At 42.9% G+C, this 19,311-nt stretch carries 19 protein-coding genes and 2 riboswitches; of the genes, 15 read left to right on the forward strand and 4 right to left on the reverse strand.

The annotated features are described in order from the left end of the window. The first annotated feature begins 37 nt into the window (after positions 1-37). Entirely contained in the window at positions 38-571 is a 534-nt protein-coding gene (locus ACZ42C_RS09360) for a DUF1648 domain-containing protein (RefSeq protein WP_461181165.1), read from the forward strand. Between the two features lie 42 nt (positions 572-613). Here the strand turns inward: ACZ42C_RS09360 and ACZ42C_RS09365 are convergent, their stop codons facing one another. Together ACZ42C_RS09365 and ACZ42C_RS09370 are read right to left on the reverse strand one after the other, a co-directional pair. Then, positions 614-1,486 carry a DUF3307 domain-containing protein gene (locus ACZ42C_RS09365; RefSeq protein WP_461181164.1) on the reverse strand — a complete coding sequence of 291 codons (873 nt, stop codon included), beginning with the start codon at positions 1,484-1,486 and terminating at the stop codon, positions 614-616. Further along, the gene (locus ACZ42C_RS09370; protein WP_461181163.1) at positions 1,483-2,175 is read right to left on the reverse strand and encodes a SatD family protein; all 693 of its coding nucleotides are present in this window, start codon (positions 2,173-2,175) and stop codon (positions 1,483-1,485) included. Before ACZ42C_RS09370 ends, ACZ42C_RS09365 begins: the two co-directional genes overlap by 4 nt. Positions 2,176-2,561: 386 nt before the next feature. After that, positions 2,562-2,608: riboswitch (PreQ1 riboswitch) on the forward strand. Between the two features lie 101 nt (positions 2,609-2,709). On the opposite strand from ACZ42C_RS09370, the gene queF reads away from it, so the two are divergent. Both queF and ACZ42C_RS09380 read left to right on the forward strand, forming a co-directional pair. Then, the gene (gene queF, locus ACZ42C_RS09375) at positions 2,710-3,207 is read left to right on the forward strand and encodes a preQ(1) synthase (protein WP_461181162.1); all 498 of its coding nucleotides are present in this window, start codon (positions 2,710-2,712) and stop codon (positions 3,205-3,207) included. Positions 3,208-3,292: 85 nt separating this feature from the next. After that, positions 3,293-3,910: a queuosine precursor transporter gene (locus ACZ42C_RS09380; protein ID WP_461181161.1), complete on the forward strand. Its 618-nt coding sequence runs from the start codon at positions 3,293-3,295 to the stop codon at positions 3,908-3,910. A 734-nt stretch (positions 3,911-4,644) separates the two neighbouring features. Here ACZ42C_RS09380 and ACZ42C_RS09385 read toward each other — a convergent pair. Continuing rightward, positions 4,645-6,387: an ABC transporter substrate-binding protein gene (locus tag ACZ42C_RS09385; protein WP_461181160.1), complete on the reverse strand. Its 1,743-nt coding sequence runs from the start codon at positions 6,385-6,387 to the stop codon at positions 4,645-4,647. Between the two features lie 116 nt (positions 6,388-6,503). Between ACZ42C_RS09385 and ACZ42C_RS09390 the strand changes: the two genes are divergently transcribed. The 5 genes from ACZ42C_RS09390 (at position 6,504) to ACZ42C_RS09410 (ending at position 10,504) form a co-directional block, all read left to right on the forward strand. Beyond that, entirely contained in the window at positions 6,504-7,739 is a 1,236-nt protein-coding gene (locus tag ACZ42C_RS09390; RefSeq protein WP_461181159.1) for an MFS transporter, read from the forward strand. A 94-nt stretch (positions 7,740-7,833) separates the two neighbouring features. Beyond that, complete coding sequence (locus ACZ42C_RS09395) at positions 7,834-8,541, forward strand: Crp/Fnr family transcriptional regulator (protein WP_461181158.1); 708 nt, start codon at positions 7,834-7,836, stop codon at positions 8,539-8,541. Positions 8,542-8,612: 71 nt separating this feature from the next. Then, a complete protein-coding gene (locus ACZ42C_RS09400; RefSeq protein WP_461181157.1) occupies positions 8,613-8,753 on the forward strand; it encodes an anti-repressor SinI family protein in 141 nt (46 codons plus the stop codon). Positions 8,754-9,033: 280 nt separating this feature from the next. Beyond that, on the forward strand, positions 9,034-10,035 hold the full coding sequence (locus ACZ42C_RS09405; protein WP_461181156.1) for a hypothetical protein: 1,002 nt from the start codon (positions 9,034-9,036) through the stop codon (positions 10,033-10,035). Positions 10,036-10,093: 58 nt separating this feature from the next. After that, complete coding sequence (locus ACZ42C_RS09410; RefSeq protein WP_461181155.1) at positions 10,094-10,504, forward strand: PaaI family thioesterase; 411 nt, start codon at positions 10,094-10,096, stop codon at positions 10,502-10,504. 41 nt (positions 10,505-10,545) lie between these two features. Here the strand turns inward: ACZ42C_RS09410 and ACZ42C_RS09415 are convergent, their stop codons facing one another. Next, positions 10,546-10,764 (reverse strand): YjzC family protein, encoded by a 219-nt coding sequence (locus ACZ42C_RS09415; protein WP_461181154.1) that lies wholly within the window; start codon positions 10,762-10,764, stop codon positions 10,546-10,548. Positions 10,765-10,899: 135 nt separating this feature from the next. Here ACZ42C_RS09415 and ACZ42C_RS09420 point away from each other — a divergent pair, with 135 nt between their 5' ends. The 7 genes from ACZ42C_RS09420 (at position 10,900) to ACZ42C_RS09450 (ending at position 19,111) form a co-directional block, all read left to right on the forward strand. Further along, positions 10,900-12,033 (forward strand): glycerate kinase, encoded by a 1,134-nt coding sequence (locus tag ACZ42C_RS09420; RefSeq protein WP_461181153.1) that lies wholly within the window; start codon positions 10,900-10,902, stop codon positions 12,031-12,033. A 937-nt stretch (positions 12,034-12,970) separates the two neighbouring features. Continuing rightward, positions 12,971-13,081: riboswitch (SAM riboswitch) on the forward strand. Positions 13,082-13,176: 95 nt separating this feature from the next. Continuing rightward, positions 13,177-13,998, forward strand: a complete 822-nt coding sequence (locus ACZ42C_RS09425; protein WP_461181152.1) for a MetQ/NlpA family ABC transporter substrate-binding protein — start codon at positions 13,177-13,179, stop codon at positions 13,996-13,998. 267 nt (positions 13,999-14,265) lie between these two features. Then, on the forward strand, positions 14,266-15,282 hold the full coding sequence (locus ACZ42C_RS09430) for a methionine ABC transporter ATP-binding protein (protein ID WP_461181151.1): 1,017 nt from the start codon (positions 14,266-14,268) through the stop codon (positions 15,280-15,282). Position 15,283: 1 nt separating this feature from the next. After that, on the forward strand, positions 15,284-15,946 hold the full coding sequence (locus tag ACZ42C_RS09435; protein WP_461181150.1) for a methionine ABC transporter permease: 663 nt from the start codon (positions 15,284-15,286) through the stop codon (positions 15,944-15,946). 15 nt (positions 15,947-15,961) lie between these two features. Next, a complete protein-coding gene (locus ACZ42C_RS09440; protein ID WP_461181149.1) occupies positions 15,962-16,738 on the forward strand; it encodes an enoyl-CoA hydratase/isomerase family protein in 777 nt (258 codons plus the stop codon). 21 nt (positions 16,739-16,759) lie between these two features. Then, complete coding sequence (locus ACZ42C_RS09445) at positions 16,760-17,902, forward strand: alpha-hydroxy-acid oxidizing protein (RefSeq protein ID WP_461181148.1); 1,143 nt, start codon at positions 16,760-16,762, stop codon at positions 17,900-17,902. Between the two features lie 60 nt (positions 17,903-17,962). Further along, entirely contained in the window at positions 17,963-19,111 is a 1,149-nt protein-coding gene (locus ACZ42C_RS09450; RefSeq protein ID WP_461181147.1) for a CaiB/BaiF CoA transferase family protein, read from the forward strand. Positions 19,112-19,311: the final 200 nt, after the last annotated feature.

The following is a 19,311-nucleotide window of genomic DNA, read 5'->3' on the forward strand; positions in this document are numbered from 1 at the left end:
AATTGAGGGGTCAGACCCCATGCAGAGGTGATGGGATTTGTGGGGCAGGATTAGTAAGTATTATTCTCCGTTTGTGGATGTGATTTCTTTTTCGCTTCTCGTTTTGAGTGTGTTTTACGTTATTTCGCAATATGGCCGGCTGCCGGAAGAGATTCCGAGGCATTATAATATCGCCGGTGAGCCCGATGCCTGGGGAGGAAAAGGATTCCTCATTGGATTGCTTGTCATCTATGGTTTTATTTTATTCCAGGCATTTATGATTAACTACTTTTTAATTATAAAAAAAGATAAAAAAGACATGATTCAATTTGTCAATATGCCTTTTATTAAGAAAGAAGAATTAACAAAAAGGCAATTAAAATTGATTAAACAAAACATGGCCAGAATGATGGCAGTGATTAACCTGATTATAAGTATCATGTTCAGCTGGATCCTGTTTGGAACCATCCAAACCGCGATGGGGGACGGTGACGGCCTTGGTACGGGCATCATGATGCTGACCATTATTATCTTTATCGTTCCTTTTTATTATGTTTGGAAAACCTACCGGATTGCAAATGGGAAAACTTAATCTTTAGATGAAATGACTGTACGAACCTTCATACTGCAGTCTTTAAATGATGCGCAATGCCAAAAATCCAAGACAAACAGCGATCACGATACTGAATAGCGTTCCAATCAAATAATACTCGGCAAACCGCTTGTCTTCAAATTGCTTGAACCTGGTAATGGATTTAATTGCTACCAGAATTGTAATACCGGTAAGCGCCTCGTTTACAACCAGAATAATGATTAACATACGCTCCAGCATGCCAATATATCGTCCTATACTTTTATTTTGCCTAGGGTATGCCAGGGACACTTGTGTAGTTATCGTCGTACTCGTAACTCTATTAAACGCTTCTTTTTTCTGCCTTTCCTGTTTTGTATTGATCACCGAATCCCCCGGTGCCAGATTTTTAAGGACGATGGCAAGAAAGTAGGAAGTGCCATAGGTGGCGATCACCAACAGAACAGCAAGTCCCAGCACGGTCTCCAGCTCCGTCAGGGAAATGCCATGAAAAAGATAATCATATATATCTCCCGCCAGCTCAGTGAATGTAAAATTAACCACTTGAAACATGCGCAGAACCATTACTATTGAGATGACATGCAACAACTGGTCTACTGCAAAAATGAATGCATGCTGCTTTTGGGATGTCGCCTTCTCTGAACTTACCTCTTTGAAATAATCAATGATAAAATGAATGACTGTGACCGATAAAATAACTCCGATGTAAACAAGTACAGAGGACATGTCCAATGGGTTTTCCCATATAAACCAAGGCAGCAATAATAAAACATACAGCAGCAAATGAATGCCTGCGTGGATCGCCAACGCTTTTATCCTCGTTGATTTTTCTTTTTTCTGTTCCACAAGCTGAGTTGGTTGCAAAAGGAAATCGGCAATGACATGCGCAAAGCTGAATAATAGAAAATACGTCATGGTTTTCCCTCCACTTCATCCTGCAACACATTTAGCAATTGAGCCAAACTGTTTTCCATCTCGTTGACCAGATCATAATTGGCAGCAGTCAGATGATTGCTTATACTTGCCCGCGGATTTTTGTAGTGAAAAAGCCTGCCGATTTCCTCATATGTTTTCCGTGGATGCCTATTTATTTCCTTAATGATCTGACGCTGCTTGTCACTGCGTTTCCGCTTATAGGAACGAATCATATAAAACTGGCTGTTGATGGCCTGATAAGGAAAAGGTCGGCTCCCATAAAAAAATGCTTTATTGGAAAACTCCTTATTCCATATGGCCGCTTCCTTCCTGTTATTTTTCAGGAACTGATCCCTTGCTTCCATGGCATAAATAATTGCAGGGCTGTTGGACCTGTGCACATCAATCGACTTTGATTTATGGATTTCACCAAACCCGCATCCTGCGTAAACAGTTAAGCTTCCGGTTTTTTCCAGGAGATAGTCCATTGCCTGATAACCGGTGGTATAACGGTAAAATATTCCTATGACTTCATCGCCATTGCGAATGGTGAAAGGAAGAAGCATGTCGTTGGAATAATGATCATTTAACTCCTCCGTCAGTGCGTTAAGCTGCTTTTCCAATTTTGCTGTTTCCATCTTGCGTGAATCAACGATATCAAGAGCAATACATGCAAATGTTTCGGACATTTTAGTCACCTCCAGAATGGTTTTGTATATGGTTTCGGATATACATTGCAAGTGTATATGTTTTTCACATATATTCATTAAAGTATATTTGTTTTACATATACAAGTCAATGAGCAGGAAGTGCTATTTTAAAAGATAGTTAACGCAGGGATGAATGTGATACGGGAAGGGATGAGAAATTGAAGGGGCTCTAGCGAATTTTGAAGAGGTCGAGCGATTTTGCTGGAGTTCGAGCGAAAGTTGAAGATGGTCGAGCGAGTTCCATGAGAGATCGAGCGATTTTTTCACGGGATCAACCACTCCCCCTGGAGGTCGAGCGAACCATTGACAATCCAACAGCCCCCTTATATAATAGATCAAGTGAATTTAATATCTGTTAATGACTGACAGAAGAGGTTCTTAGCTTCAACCCTCTATAAAAAACTAAGGACAGATGATGCGATTATAACCATGTGCCTTAGGGCCATGGTTTTTTTATTTTCTGATAGATTCATCCTATCACAAACCTGAAAAATATGGTAAGGAGGATTACCAATGGCCGGAAGAAAAGAGGAAGAACTCACTGATATTACCTTACTTGGCAACCAGAACACGGAATATCATTTTAACTATACACCGGAAGTGCTGGAAACATTTGAAAACCAGCATCCGGACAGAGACTACTTTGTGAAATTCAACATACCTGAATTTACCACGCTTTGCCCGATGACAAAGCAGCCTGATTTCGGCACGATTTATATCAGCTATATCCCGGACATAAAAATGGTAGAAAGCAAATCATTGAAATTATATATGTTCAGTTTCAGAAATCACGGTGGTTTCCATGAAGACAGCATCAATACGATTATGAACGATTTAATTGAATTGATGGATCCGCGCTATATTGAAGTGTGGGGAAAGTTTACGCCACGTGGCGGCATTTCCATTGATCCGTACTGCAATTACGGAAAACCGGGAACGAAATTTGAAAAAATGGCAGATCATCGGATGATGAACCATGATCTGTATCCGGAAAAAATAGATAATCGCTAACCTTAGAGGGTCTGCTTAATCCTTTTCTGTCTGTATTTACACCGTGCAGCACACAGCTGACTTGGAAGGAAGAGGAGAAGTAAAAATGTATATTTATTTAAGTGCCATGTTTGTCGGTCTTTTAATCATTTCGAATGTGCTGGCCGTCAAACTCATCAGCATCTGGGGATTTATTTTACCCGCCGCTGTCATAGTGTACGTTGTGACGTATTTGATTACGGATGTGATTGGAGAATTATACGGAAAAGATGCTGCCAGGAAAACCGTGCAGGCTGGATTTATTACACAAATTGCAGCGCTCATTTTTATATTCATTGCCATTCAGCTGCCGCCAGCCCCGGTATTTGAATCCCAATTACAGTTTGAAGAAATTTTAGGCGGAAGCTTCCGTGTCATTCTGGCCAGTTTGCTTTCCTATTTTGCAAGCCAAAACTTGGATGTGACCATATTTCACCGCCTGAAGTCCAAACATGGGGAAGGCAAGCTTTGGCTGCGGAATAATCTTTCCACCATGACGAGCCAGCTTGTGGATACAACTATTTTTATTACCATCGCTTTTTGGGGAACGGTTCCGGGCGGTGTATTACTCGGCATGATCGCAACACAGTATGTATTTAAGTTATTGATTGCGTTGATTGATACCCCGATTGCCTATCTGATCGTTTATTTTGGAAGGAAGAGAGAAGCTAAAGCTGCTGCGTAAAGGGGTATAAGAACGCAAAAATGTTGTTTAGCTTATTTCAGGAAAACCTTTTTTCATCTCCGTTCTTTGACTTAGTCAACTTTTCGCTCTCACTGCCGGCGTTTCTTTAATAGGTTTTTGCTTTCATCTGCAAAAATATAACGTATGTGGTTTTCAAAAGAAGTGGTTTAGGGTATAATTAAAGGAGAAAATCATATAATATAAAAGGCCGCTAGTGCTACCAACACTAACGGCATACAATAGCCTGGATCCCTTCAAGGGGGCCGGCAGCAGTGTATAAATAATCCACCGAGTGGCTAACTCAGGGGTGGGTTATTTTTTTTGGTCATTTGACAGTGCTAAAATGAGACTTGCAAAAGCAATTGCAATCATTAAAGCTTCAAAAACTGTCACAGCATCACCCCCTTTCGGGAGCATGCTGACCACCCATGAGTAATCCTTAACTATCGCAATATTAAGTATATCATAAAAATTACTGCATTTAATAGCATAAAATGATTGACTTTACCACTGCGCGTACGCATGAATGATTATATTTTATCAAAATCGAGCGGAAATTTAAAAGCTGCTTACACTGCAAAATGAATACTTAAAGCGTCTCCTCCTTCCTGATCTCCAGCATATCACTATCCGCATTCCATATCCCCTCTCCCCCTGGATTGGCATGTTTTGCAAGCCTGCCCATTTTCCTTTCACTATCAGTACATGGCCATTCTGAATGATCAAATCCACTTTCATTTATAACATTCTGTTTTTCGCTTCCACACCCTGCGGTAGTCCACTCTTCCATTACTGTCAAGCGCGATATTTTCATAATCACTATTCTTCGGTTCATAAATCGTATGGGTTCGGTGGTTTAAAAAGAAAATACAGGCGTTTCCCTTTAAAAATTCCTCCAGTTGAAAATAAAGCGCCCACTGCTTCTCAGGGTCAGGGGTTTCTTTAATGGCTGCAATATGCGCATCCACTGACTCCCTCATTTCGTCTGTTAAAGAACGATAGATGGTAAGTTGATTGGAAATCATGCTGGTAACTGCAGACAGCAGCTTGTTTTCAGACAGGGCAATCCCTGCCACTACCAGGTCATATTGATTTACTATGTTTTGATTTTGGAGATTTTCAACATCCACAATATCCACTGTCGTTTCAACATCTGCCCTTTTCAGCTGTTTCTGCAATATAAGTGCTTCTCTTTCATGATTAACCCCTGCACGAATTTGCTGTGCGGCAATCTTTAGGTCCCATTTATTTCCTTTCGGATCCTTAAGCTTCTTTTTTTCGGATAATTTACTGGACTTTTCAGATATAAAACTGTGCGCAACTGTCTCATCCCTCTCTTTGAGGCAAAATTCCCGTGGCTCAATAACCGAACTTATCCATTGTCGATTCTCCCATTCCTGTAAAGGACCTGACTTTCTGCAATTAAAGGTAATATAATCTGCTCCCTCCTCACGCACCTTTATTTCCAGCCAGGTTGTATCCGGCTTATCCAACAGTAAAGGATGGTCTTGTTTTTTTGAGATTTCCTCAGGCGTAATGATTATCTCTATACGATCCAGCCAGGGGCGAAAACCATAATAGTCAGGGAATATATCCAATCGAATCATCTCTTCATTATAGGCAGTCAGCATATACGGCCCGGTTCCTACCGGTTTTGTTTGAAATGCTTTCTCTTCCTGTTCAACTACCTCCATGGGCACAATGGACCCTCCCAACCCCGCCAGTAATTCCGGAAATAAATAATCCTTATTTTCAAGATGAAATACAATAGTCGTATCATCCACCACCTCGATTGTCATCAAATTCCGTCTTATCGGGCTGTTTTTGGAGAATCGGAGGATAGTTAATTTTACATCTTCACTGGTCATCACTCTTCCGTGATGAAACATGACACCTTTACGAAGATAAAAGATCCAGCGTTTACCATCAATGCTTTCCCAATAATGGGCAAGACATGGTTCCAACTCACCGGTTTCCGAATTAAATTCAACCAGCCGGTCAAAAATCTGCTTAATCATATGAGAATCATGTCTGGACCTGGAATATAAGGGATCCATATTCAGATCCGTATCATAAAAGGGATATCTGAGCACATCAATCGATGTTTCAGCTTCTGTCCTTACTGTAGATATTCCCATAGAATGCTGGAACATTGATTGAAATTTTTCCCGGTGGGCAGTATCCAACCGATTAATAATCAGAAACGCTTCCTGATACTGTTCCAGTTTCGCTTTATATAATGCTTCCTCATATAAAAGATCATCCATACTATAAAGAAGCGTAAGTTGAGGCTTCTTTCCCCTACCCTGCTGCACCTTCCATTTAACCCACTTTTTATCTTTCAAATAATGAATGATTGTTTTTGTATGTCTATCCGAACAATGAAACAAATTGGCAAGTTCGGCAATTGTTGTTTTCGATTGTTGATTTTTATGAAAGGAGTTAATCAATATCCGTGCGTATTCCATATATTTCATCGTTGATTTCCTCCCATGAAAAAGGTGAAGTTTCCATAAATGATATCATCACTTTTTCTTCCTCTTTTTTTATTCTACACTTTAGCCAGCAGCAATTCAAAATGAGGTGTGTGTAAATGGCGGTAAATGCAGTAAATGAAACAAACAACAGTGAACAAATACTTTGGAAAAACAGAAACTTTATGCTGATTTGGGGAGGGTCTGCCATTTCCAGTTTCGGCATGCAAATGTATATTATTGCAATTCCCTTACTTATTTACAGTATGAGTCAATCGGCTCTGGCGATGAGTACGATGCGGGCGATAGATTTTTTTCCAAATATTTTGTTGGGGATAATTGCCGGTGTATTTGTTGATCGCTTTAACCGGAAAAAAATGATGCAGTGGACAAGTCTGATCCAGGCAATCTCAGCTTCAGGCATCGTTTTGCTTCTTATTTCACATGAACTGCAGCTTTGGCATTTATATTTATTGGGTTTTATTTTATCTTCTGCCGGTTACACGTTTGGCAATGCACACCACTCTGTATTGCCGCAGATAGTACCGAAGCAACAATTAACTTCTGCCAATGCAAAAATGAGCTTTGTCGGTACATTGATTCAGACTGCCGGACCAGGTATTGCAGGGATACTGCTTGCTGTTTTTAGTTATTCATCCATTTTAACGATATATACAGTGTGCTTATTTGCAATGTTTCTTTGTATCCATTTTGTGCAGTTGCCTTCTAATGGAAAGATCCGTGTAAAAAAAGAGCATAATTTTAAGAATGAAATGAAAGAAGGGCTGGCGGAACTTTTTCAAAATAAAACGTTGTTGGTGCCAACGATCACCATTTTATTTATTAATTTTGCATCCAGTCTGGTAATTGGCGTCCTTGTTTTCTATGTTACCGATCAGCTTCATGCTACAGAATCCCAGGTCGGGCTTATGTTTTCCATTTCCGCAATAGGAGGTTTGGTTGGTGCTTTGGTCATCAGCCGGATTAGACAGCATGTTGGCAGGGGGATTATTTTTACAGCTTGTCTTTTTATAGATGTACTGGCAATGACAGCTTTAATTTTCGCTCCAACATGGTGGTTGATTGGAATCTCACTTGCTGTAAGAACCTTTTCAACAACACTTTCAAATATCGTTTACTTTACGATCAGACAGGAGTTTACACCAAACCATCTGCTCGGACGTGTAGCAGGAACTTCCTCCATGTTCATGAAGTTGACATTGCCCCTTGGATTATTTATCGCGGGGTTGTGGGCAGAGTGGCTGCCAATTCCAGTTTTATTTATATTTTCCGCCTTGATTTTCCTCGTATTGTTTGTAAGACTGGCCTTTCATCCGTTTCGGGAGTTGGTTTAGCAGGGGCATAACTTGAAAAAAATAGCTTAATTCTATAGAAAACATTTAAAAATAATGCTAAAATTAAAACAACTATATTAAGACAGGTGATCCTATGGCTGCAGATTGTCCATTAGATAAAATGTGGTATCTTTCCAAAATTGGTTTTTTTGATTTCTTACCTTTGCATGAAGTGAAAAAAATAGCCCCTATGATTGTACATAATAATATCGCGAAGAATTCCATCATCCAAACACCAGATTCAGCCGAGAAAAAGCTTTACTTTGTAAAAACCGGAGCGATCCGAATATATGATATGAAAGAGGATGGGAGCATTTTTACCCTTAGCTTACTCGGCCCTTACAGTACGTACGGATCAATCAGCCTCTTTTCATTGGGGACCGAGCAGGTTTATGCAGAGACCCTTTCCCAAGTGCATCTTTGCTCCATCTCCGAGAAGGATTTTACCACCTTACTTCAGACCTATCCTGAGCTGTTGACAAAAGCAATGCAGCTTTTAAGCGACCGGCTGAAAAAACGTGAAAAAATGCTTGAAATCATTGCGACTGAAAATGTGAAAGAACAGTTGAAGCATTTACTTTTCTCCATGGCAGACACCTACGGAAAGGAAGAATGTACTTTTGTAACGATACCTATTCCATTATCCCATCAGGAAATAGCAAATATGCTTGGTGTCACAAGGGAATCCGTATCAACCAATATCCACCAGCTGAAACGAGAAGGATTTATCCGGAGTAGCGGCCGGAAAACGATCCAAGTAAATCAAAATGCTATAAAAAATCCGATTTCGTTAAGTAGTTAACAGAAGTAATCCTTATATATGTTGTATTATAAAACAACAATACATGATGAAATATAAGGAGGCTTCAGATATTGACTGATGTTCATGCTCCGGTAATGAAAAAATTGGATCCTGAATGGATCATATTAATTACACAGGCAAAGTCTATCGGTCTTAGCATACAGGAAGTACAGGAGTTTATTCGTCGGAAATCGCACCATAAATTACAGTAGCAGCTTTTTAATGACATCTTTTTCTAGGTTGCCAAAGATTAACAGTTTCCGCATTTTATCTTTGGCAGCTGCTTATTTGCATATATAATTTTCTATTTACAAATAGAATTCCACCAGCTTCTCTGCGGTTTTCTCCTCCACATTTGCATGCCAGCAGACATTTCGATATTCCCTGACAAGATTATATTGCTTCCCAATGTTATACTGTAGATAGTGATTGGCTTATTTATATTTGTCATTCAGACAGGAAGCATTATTCTGCAAGAGGGGGTCTTTACACATGAAGAAAACATTTTGGCTGCTAATCATCGTTGGGATGCTATCTTTACTTATGGCATGCGGGCAGACCGAAACGGATGAGGAGTTAGAGGAAACAGAAAACGGGACGGACACGGAAGAGACGGCTGTCGAGGAAGAACCTGAAGACGAAGCATCAGAGAATGAAAATACAGAAACCGAAGAAGCAGAAAGTGAAGAGGAACAACCATCCGCTTCAGAAGACGCAAATGAAGAAGAAGCAGTCATGACAGAAGAAATTATCGATGGCTCATATGAAGTGTATGGGCACAGGGATTTCGATGCCGATGAAGAGTTAATTGTTTTCTCATTTCAACGATCGGAGCAGCAACTTCCATTGGAAGACAGATTTATGGCTTCGCTGAAAGAAAGTGTTGAAACGGACAAGCTCGAGGAACTGGAACGCATTTCCGCGGAGGGAACTGCCGCCTCCCTTTATTTTACGGAAAATGAGCAACTGAAATCGATGGCTTCCGCAGAGCAGTTATATTTTACGGATATGCTCTATGATATCAGTTCGCTGTATGGCATTGATACATTACACTTCTATGTGGGAGATGAACCGGGGATTGACTTTGGACAAACAGGCAGAATTGAAACCCTTGAAGTCGAGGCACCGAAAAGCAGGGGCTTTTACGTATATGGTGACATCGACGGTACAAGAAGGTATATTAGCGGCGTTGCAGCTGAGGAAGTCATGACAAATGATGATGGAGATTTAATGGACTTTGCGGAAACGGTGAACAAGATGCAAAGCGTGCAGGATAGTGCCGCTTACCACTCCGGGATTAGTGAAGGAATCGAAATTATCGATGTGAGCGTACATGATGCAATTGCAGAGGTTCACTACAATTCACCTGATGCCCAAACTGATATTAGTGATTTTGAAAATGTGCTGCAGCTGGCAGCGTTGGATTTTCATATGCAGGAACTTCATTTAATTAATCAGGAACAAGAACAAGCAAAAATATATCTTTTTGATTAGGGTTGTGGACCGCGGATGATCGTGGTCCTCCTTTTTAAAATACTTGAGGGGGAGAATAATGGAGTATACCAGTCTGTTAAATGGAATCGATTCCAGTGAAACACTGGTAGGTGCGCTGGGAATTACCCATGAAGAATTAACACCGGATCGGGTTGTCTGTATAATGCCGGTGGGGCCGAAAACCATTCAGCCAATGGGGCTTTTGCACGGAGGTGCTTCTGTTGCCCTTGCCGAAACAGCTGCCAGTATTGGGACGGCATTAAATATTAATCCGGAAACACATTTTCCGGCCGGTATAGAAATTAATGCCAATCATGTAAGAGGAAAGAGGGATGGTGTGGTGACCGCCACTGCCACTCCTTTGCATAAAGGAAGAACCAACATGGTTTGGGATATTAAAATTACAGATGAGGAAAACAAACTGATCTGTGTCTCCAGATGTACGGTAGCTGTCGTTGAAAAAAGATAAGCTGGACCAGGGGGCATGCTGTCTTTCATGCCCCCACTTTTTTAATTCGATGTATGCCTGCTGTTGTTCGGGCTTGGACGTGACAGACTCCGTTTGGACTTCCAAAAACGGTCATTATTTGAGGTTTCGGGAAACTTATCCCCTTTTGACATTTCCACTTGCCTCGGCTCTTCCACTCCACCGCCTTCCCTGCCTACTTCAATATAAATTCCGTTATTTGGTGCTTTTTCCCCGCCCTTAAATTGACTGATTTCACCCATTTTAAAAACCTCCTTGTCATTCTTCAATTTTATTATGTCTCAGCATGTCCCGGTTATGTATCTAGGAGTATAGGAATAATTACATTTATGCGGTATAGTATGGATAACATTTTAAAATTTTGAAAGGAGAACGCAATGAAAATTGTTGTCGCACCTGATTCATTTAAAGGCAGCCTGACATCTGTGGAGGCAGCACAGTGCATGGCAAATGGCATACATAAAAAAATACCGGAAGCAGAGGTAATGCAGAAACCAATGGCAGATGGCGGTGAAGGTACAGTGGACGCTTTACTTATGGCATCTGGGGGAAAACGAATACCTTTGGAGGTAACCGGACCTTTGGGGACTAAAATCAGTACCGCCTATGCCATTACCGGTGGAAAAACAGCGGTTATCGAATGTGCAGCCATTGCTGGGCTGACACAGGTTCCGGCGCCTCAGCGAAACCCGGATCACACCACCTCTTTTGGACTCGGAGAAGCTATCCTGGATGCGATGGACCAAGGCTGCACGGAACTCATTATCGGACTTGGCGGAAGCGCTGTGAATGACGGCGGGCTGGGGATGCTGCAGGCATTGGGAATGAAAGCAACTGACAGCAATGGGGAAAATGTCGGTTTTTTTGGGAAAGACCTACAACGAGTGAAGGCAGTTGATTTTTCCGGGATGGATCCGCGAATTCAGCATATCTCCATTAAAGTGGCGGCTGATGTTGACAATCCACTTTGCGGAAAGCACGGAGCCACCTATGTGTACGGACCGCAAAAAGGAGCAACTCCCCGGCAGCTGGAAGCGTATGATCAAGCCATGGCACATTTTGGGCAACTGGTAGAGAAGGAAACTGCGGGGAAATTTATGGATTCACCAGGCGCGGGCGCGGCCGGCGGACTTGGATTTGCATTGCTGGCCTTGGGTGGTGAGCTCATGTCAGGCGCCAAACTGGTTGCAGAGGCAAGTCAATTGGAGAAAACCATTGAGAAGGCAGACCTGGTCTTCACCGGAGAAGGGCAAAGTGATGAGCAGACACTATATGGAAAAGCCCCGGGATATGTTGCTTCATTGGCGAAAAAACATCGGGTGCCGACTGTTCTCCTTTCCGGCAGTCTGGGTGGGAATGCAGATGCTTTGCTGGAGAGTTTTTCCGGTTGTTTTTCCATTACGAATAGGCCGCTCACACTGGAGGAATGCATGGAAAACGCCGCGGAACTTTTAACGAAGCAGACAAAGCAGGTTATGGCTTTGGTGTGCGGGGTAAAAGAATATAAATGAGGGTGCGGTTGATGGGGATAGTTAATCTAGGGTGTATTTAAGATGATGGGACAGGGGATGCTTTAAGTCAATGAAGGATGGAGTTTTCCTCTCGTTTATTTACTGATACAGTCGATCTGGTAGTGAACGAGATGGTTGTTCTTTCATTCGTTCAATGATGCAGACGATATGAAGATCGGATTCCTCGAATTTTTTTGCAGTTTCGATCTTCATCGTCTGGGTGAACATCGGTTTATTCGATTTTTATATAGTTTTGATCTTCATCGCCTTTGTGAAGATCGGTTTACTCAACTTTTTTACATTTTTGATCTTCATCGCCTTTATGAAGATCGCTTTACTCAACTTCTATACATTTTTGATCTTCATCACGCTTGTGAAGATCGGTTTACTCAACTTCTATACATTTTCGATCTTCATCGTCTGGTTGAAGATCGTTTCCCCTCGACTTCTATACATTTTTGATCTTCATCGTCTGGTTGAACATCGGTTTATTCGATTTTTATACATTTTCGATCTTCATCGCCTAGGTGAAGATCGCTTTACTCGACTTCTATACATTTTCGATCTTCATCGCTTTTATGAAGATCACTTTACTCGACTTTCTTACATTTTTGACCTTCATCGCCTGGATGAAGATCGTTTCCCCTCGACTTTCTTATATTTTCGTTCTTCATCACCTTTATGAAGATCGCTTTACTCAACTTTTATCCACTTTCAATCTTCACCACCCGATCAAACAATGAACGAGACTCATACTGCCGCTCAGGCACAGAATAACGCGCCTCCCCTCTAACTGATCATTTCAATATCAAAAAGTTGTTGCCAGGCTGAGCACCTTTAGCAACACATTCTCCCCTGATTTTTTTAATTTAACGGTTGACGGAATTACCATTATGATATATTGTATACATTATGTTTGATAAACGAATAAGCAAATCTCTTATCGAGAGTAGCTGAGGGACTGGCCCGATGAAGCTCGGCAACCTTTATGCGTTCGGCATAAAAAGGTGCTAATTCCTGCAAAACGTCATGTTTTGGAAGATAAGAGAGGAAATTGTATGGATTACAAGCCTCTCTTTCTTTTAAAAAGAGAGGCTTTTTCTATTTATCAACTAGAAAATACAAAATTGGGAGGAATGGAAAATGAAGAAAGCAGTATTTATTTTTAGTCTCATTTTAATTATCGGGTTGCTTGGTGCTTGTGGAACAGGTTCTGCAGATGGGGGCGATGCAGTGGATGAAGATAAACTAGTGGTCGGGGTTACAGCCGGACCGCATGAACAGATCGTTGAGGTTGCAGCAGAAATAGCCGCGGAAGACGGACTGGAAATTGATTTGAAAGTATTTTCCGATTATGTTTTACCAAACACTTCACTTGATGAAGGAGATCTGGATGTAAACAGCTATCAGCACAAACCGTTTCTTGATGCATTTAATGATGACCATGGCACTAATCTGGTACCTGTCGGGGAAACTATTTTGAATCCAATGGGGGTTTATTCCGATACGTATGAGAGCGTTGAAGACTTGCCGGATGGCGCGCAGTTTGGATTGCCGAATGATCCGACGAATGGATCACGGGCACTTTTCATATTGGAGGAAGCAGGATTTATCAAGCTTGATGAAGATAAAGCAGAAACAGCGTCCATTCACGATGTAGTGGAAAATCCGAAAAACCTGGAATTCATCGAACTGGATGCCGCACAAATTCCAAATCAATTAAGTGAAGTGGACGCGGCGGCCATCAACACAAACTTTGCACTGGGAGCGGGTATGAGCCCGAGGGATGATTCTATTTTACTGGAATCCACCAATTCCCCATATGTGAATTACATCGTTGTTCGCGAGGGGAACGAAGATGATCCGACAGTGGAACGTTTTATCAATGCCTACCAATCTGAAGAAGTCAGAGATTTTATTGAAGAAGAATTTGAAGGTTCTATTATTCCGAGCTGGGATGAGTAAATGTTAATATGTGGCGAGCATGCGGGAATGTGCACTAACTTCTGTGCATGAGGCGGGGTTACGAATCTTGAAGGTGTTCCCGGACATCAGCATTTCACGACTCCACCCCGCGATTCAGCCCGCACATTGTGTGGAAAGGATGGGCATCTATTCTATAGTGACAGCTCGTTGTCCTGCCAACCGCATGCCCGCCACTGCCAGACGTTGAAGTAAATTTTGCAACTGGAGAACCGTCCCGGTGTTGCAGTGAAAGGATGTCATGTTGAGATGATAAGGTTAGAGGGTGTTTCTAAAGTTTTTTCTTCTAAAAGTGGTGGCGTGAAGGCGGTCGATGAGGTGAGCCTTCATGTTCCCAAGGGAGAGATCCATGGTGTAATTGGCTACAGTGGTGCCGGGAAAAGTACGTTGATCCGGCTTGTGAATGCACTGGAGAAGCCAACAGACGGGAAAGTGCATGTCGCCGGAAAAGAAGTGACTGCCCTGTCCGATGAGGAGCTTAGGGTTACCCGGCAAAAGGTCGGCATGATTTTTCAGCATTTTAACCTGCTGAAAACAGCCACGGTTTTTGATAATGTGGCTATTCCTCTAAAACTATTGGGCTACAGTAAACAGGAAGTGCAGGAAAAGGTCGATAAATATTTGCAGATTGTGGATCTGTCCGATAAAAAAGATGCCTATCCCGCCCAATTGTCAGGCGGACAGAAACAGCGGGTCGCCATCGCGAGGGCTTTGTCACAGGAACCGGAAGTTCTTTTAAGTGATGAAGCAACCAGCGCACTCGATCCGGAAACGACCAATTCCATTCTTGACTTGCTTCTGAAAATAAATCAGGAGCTCGGTATTACGATTCTCCTCATTACGCACGAAATGAATGTGATTCAAAAGATATGCGATTATGTGTACGTCCTGGAAGATGGGCGGATTATTGAAGATGGAACCGCGGTTGATTTATTTACACATCCTGTTGAACCGACGACAAAGCGGTTTTTAAATACGATATCCCAGCGAAAATTATCGTCCTCCCTCATTGAGCAGCTACAGCTGGAGGGGACAGTTTCCCGACTTACCTTTGTCGGGGAGAATGCGGGAGAACCGCTCCTGGCAGAGGTTAGTCAGCGGTTTAATGTTCAGCCGAATATATTAACGGCCAATATTATGGAACTGAAGAACGGCATCATTGGAAACCTGGTTATTCACCTTGTCGGGGAACAGGAGAAAACAAGAGAAGCAATTATCTTTTTAAAGGAAAAAGGCGTGCGAACGGAAGAAGTGGAGGCTAACTGACATGAATCAATTTATTGAAGATTGGTTCCCGATTATATGGGAAGCAACCATCCAAACATTTCAAATGGTAAGCATCGCTCTTTTGCTGGCAACGTTGATTGGTATCCCCCTGGGAATACTGGTCGTACTGACACGTCCGGGGCAGGCCCTGGAAAATAAATGGGTGTACCAGATCCTTAATCTCATTATTAATATTGTACGGTCGATTCCATTTATTATTTTACTCTTTTTCATTTTGCCTTTTACGAAATTTATTGTCGGTACTACGATTGGCGTGCAGGGTGCCATTGTTCCGCTTGTCCTCTATACGGCCCCATATATAGCGAGATTAATGGAAACATCACTGCTCGAAGTCGATGGCGGTGTGGTGGAAGCTTATAAAGCGATGGGGATTAAAAAGCGCCAGATTATTTGGAGTGTAATGCTCAGGGAAGCCCGCCCATCGATTATCCTTGGCCTTACGATCGCAACCGTCAGCCTGATCGGTGCGACAGCCATGGCCGGTCTGGTCGGCGCAGGCGGTCTCGGGGATCTTGCCTACCGTTATGGTCATTTACGATATGAAGCAGAAGTCATGTACGCCACGGTCATTATTTTAATTATTTTAGTCCAAGGGGTTCAGTCCATTGGAAACAGGCTTGCAGCAAGATTAAAGAAAGATTAACGGAGGAGTGAACATATGTCCCATGAACTGTATGTAGAAAAAGACGGCGCCATCGCTGCCATTATTATCAATCGCCCGGAGAAAAAGAATTCCTTTACCCTTTCCATGTTTCAGCAGCTGGAAAAACTGCTCGATGAATTGAAAGCAGATGACACTGTAAAACTTCTCATTGTAAAGGGAGTGGACCAATCCGCCTTCTCTGCCGGTGCGGATATTACGGAATTTCTTGAAGTGCGCTGGCACGCGGAAAAAGCGAAAGCATACAACGATTTTGCCCTTGGCGCGATAGAAAAATTATACCGTTTTCCACGGCCGACCATTGCCCTTATCCACTCTCTGGCTATCGGCGGCGGACTGGAACTTGCCAATGCCTGTGATTTCCGCTTTGCCGCATCCGGCAGCAAAGTCGGTATTACTTCCGCAAACATCGGGATTGTTTATAATTTGTCCAGCACCAAGCGGTTGTACAATCTGATCGGCCCGGCAAAAACAAAAGAACTTTTATATACAGCCAAACTGATTTCTGTCGAAGAAGGCAATGAAATCGGCTTGATTGATCAAGTACATCCTCCGGAAAAACTGGAGGAGAAAGGGTTGGAATTTGCAGCACAAATTCTTGAAAAGTCTCCTGTTGCCAACGCAGGAATCAAGCAGGTCATCCAGTCCATTATTGACGGTGAAAATGAGGAAACAAAAGAAATTGAAAAAGTAATTCTTGACTCTTACAGCTCGGAGGATTATGAGGAAGGCATCCAGGCCTTTTTGGAAAAAAGAAAACCGAAATTCGTTTAACCATTACGAGGAGTGATTCATTTGTCCACAACCAACAACAAGGATGCGTTGATCGGCAGCATGGCAACAACCTCTGCCGTTCCCTTTCGTTATGAAGACCTGGAAAAGGCAGCTGAAAAGAGCATAAATGAAGCAGCATTCGGCTATATTCAGTCAGGTGCAGGAGCGGAGGAAACCCTGCGCAAAAACACAGCTGCTTTTGAAAAATATTCCATCCTGCCTTCCTATTTGCAGGACGTCTCCCAACTCGATACGCGTGTAGACTTATTTGGTGAAACTTATCCCCATCCATTTTTACTTGCACCAGTCGGAATGATGAAGCTCGGACATCCGGAGGGGGATCTTGCGGTAGCCAGAGCTGCTGCAAACCATCAGGTACCTTTTATCCAAAGCACGGTATCCAGCTATTCCATCGAGGAAGTCGCTGCTGCTTCCGGGGAAAACCGGAACTGGTTCCAACTCTATTGGTCCAATCATAAAGACATATCCTACAGCATGGTGGAACGGGCGGAAAAAGCCGGATATAAAGCGATTGTTTTAACGATTGATACACCCATGTTCGGCTGGCGGGAAACCGATATGACAAATAAATTCTCTCCATTAAAGGAAGGCTACGGAAAAGCAAACTATGTCACGGATGACGCCTTCCGGGCTTCTGTCGCCGATGAAAAGGATGAGACGGTCATCCAGGAAATTTTACAAAATATACATCACCCGTCATTACATTGGCAGGACGTGACTGCGTTGAAAGAGAGAACTTCGCTGCCTATTTTGTTAAAAGGCATTCTTAACCCGCATGATGCCAAAAAAGCAATCGATGCGGGTATTGATGGCATTATTGTCTCCAATCATGGCGGACGCCAATTGGACGGAGTCTTATCCAGTCTGGATGCCCTGCCGGTAATTGCAAATGAAGTAAACGGCAGGCTTCCAATAATTCTGGACAGTGGCATACGCCGTGGAGCGGATGTGGTTAAGTCCCTGGCATTGGGTGCGGATGCTGTGCTGCTCGGCCGGCCGTATGTCTACGGTTTGGCGATAGCAGGCCAGGAAGGCGTCGATCAGGTACTTTCCAACTTCATTCAGGAAACACGGGTATCCCTCGCACTGGCGGGAGCAACAAGCATTCAAACAGCAAAACAGGTGCGTGTAGTAAGGGATTGATGATGGCAGATGACTGCCATCTTTTTTGCAATCGACAGCAACAGAAAGGAGCATACACAAATGAATCAGGCATTGGAAGGCATGAGAGTCATTGATCTATCCCAGGTTTTGGCGGGACCTTATTGCACGATGGTACTCGGAGACATGGGTGCAGATGTCATTAAAATAGAGAAGCACCCCAACGGAGATGACACCCGCACCATGGGACCCTATATCGATGAGGAAAGCTATATGTACATGATGGTAAACCGCAACAAACGCGGCATGCAGCTGAATCTAAAAGAAAAAGAACAACTGGATATTTTATATAAATTAGTGGAAACAGCAGATGTTTTCGTGGAAAACTACCGTCCGGGTGTAGTAAAAAAACTCGGCATTGATTATGACACATTAAAAGAGATTAACCCGAAACTCATTTATTGTTCCATCTCCGGCTATGGGCAGACAGGCCCGTACAGAAATAAAGGCGGGTTTGACATTATGGCTCAGGGACTATCCGGCATGATGGATATGACCGGGGAAAAGGACGGGAAACCGGTGAAAACCGGCATAGCCATTCATGACATTGCTGCTGCCCAGACAGCCATTCAATCGATTTTATCCGCCTATATTCATCGCCTGAAAAACGGAGAAGGACAGTTTATTGATGTATCCCTTGTGGAAGCCGGGCTCGCCTGGACGGTGTGGGAAGCTGCTGCCTATTTCGGTAAAGGAGAAGTTCCCTCCCGAAACGGAACAGCTCACCGGGTGTCTGCCCCCTATCAGGGATTTGCCACCAAAGACGGGTATATTTTAGTAGGAGCAGGCAATCAAAAACTTTGGGAGAAGTTTTGCCGGCATGTCGTGAAGAAACCGGAATGGATCGAGGACAACCGTTTTCTTACCAACATTCTGCGCGCAGAAAACAGAGAAGCACTGGAAGAGGAAATTGAACTTGAATTTCAACAGGAAACGAGCGACTATTGGCTGGCATTGCTGGAAGAACATCAGATTCCTTCCGGGCCTATTTTACCCTATGATGAAGCACTGGCCAATGAACATATCCAAAGCCGGGATATGGTGCTTGAATATCAACACCCCATCGGCGGCAATATGAAAACACTTGGCTTCCCCGCCAAATTCTCAGCCACCCCAGGCAAGCTGACAAAACCCGCTCCCCTGCTCGGCCAGCATAATCAAGAGATCCTGGAAGAACTGGGACTGCGCTAAATGCTCGTCCCACCGTAAAAATTTGGAACAAAGGGACAGGTGAGCTTTCCCACACTGGGGCTGGGCGCAGCTCACCTGTCCGCGTTTCTTTTCTATTGATATTAGCGGTTTTTGAGTTTATATGAGTGCTAATGAAAATATGACCGGGTAAACCACGCAGATTACTGTTTCCACCATCAAGGTCGCAATTTCGTTCGTCT

The sequence above is a fragment of the Virgibacillus kimchii genome (assembly GCF_055379185.1).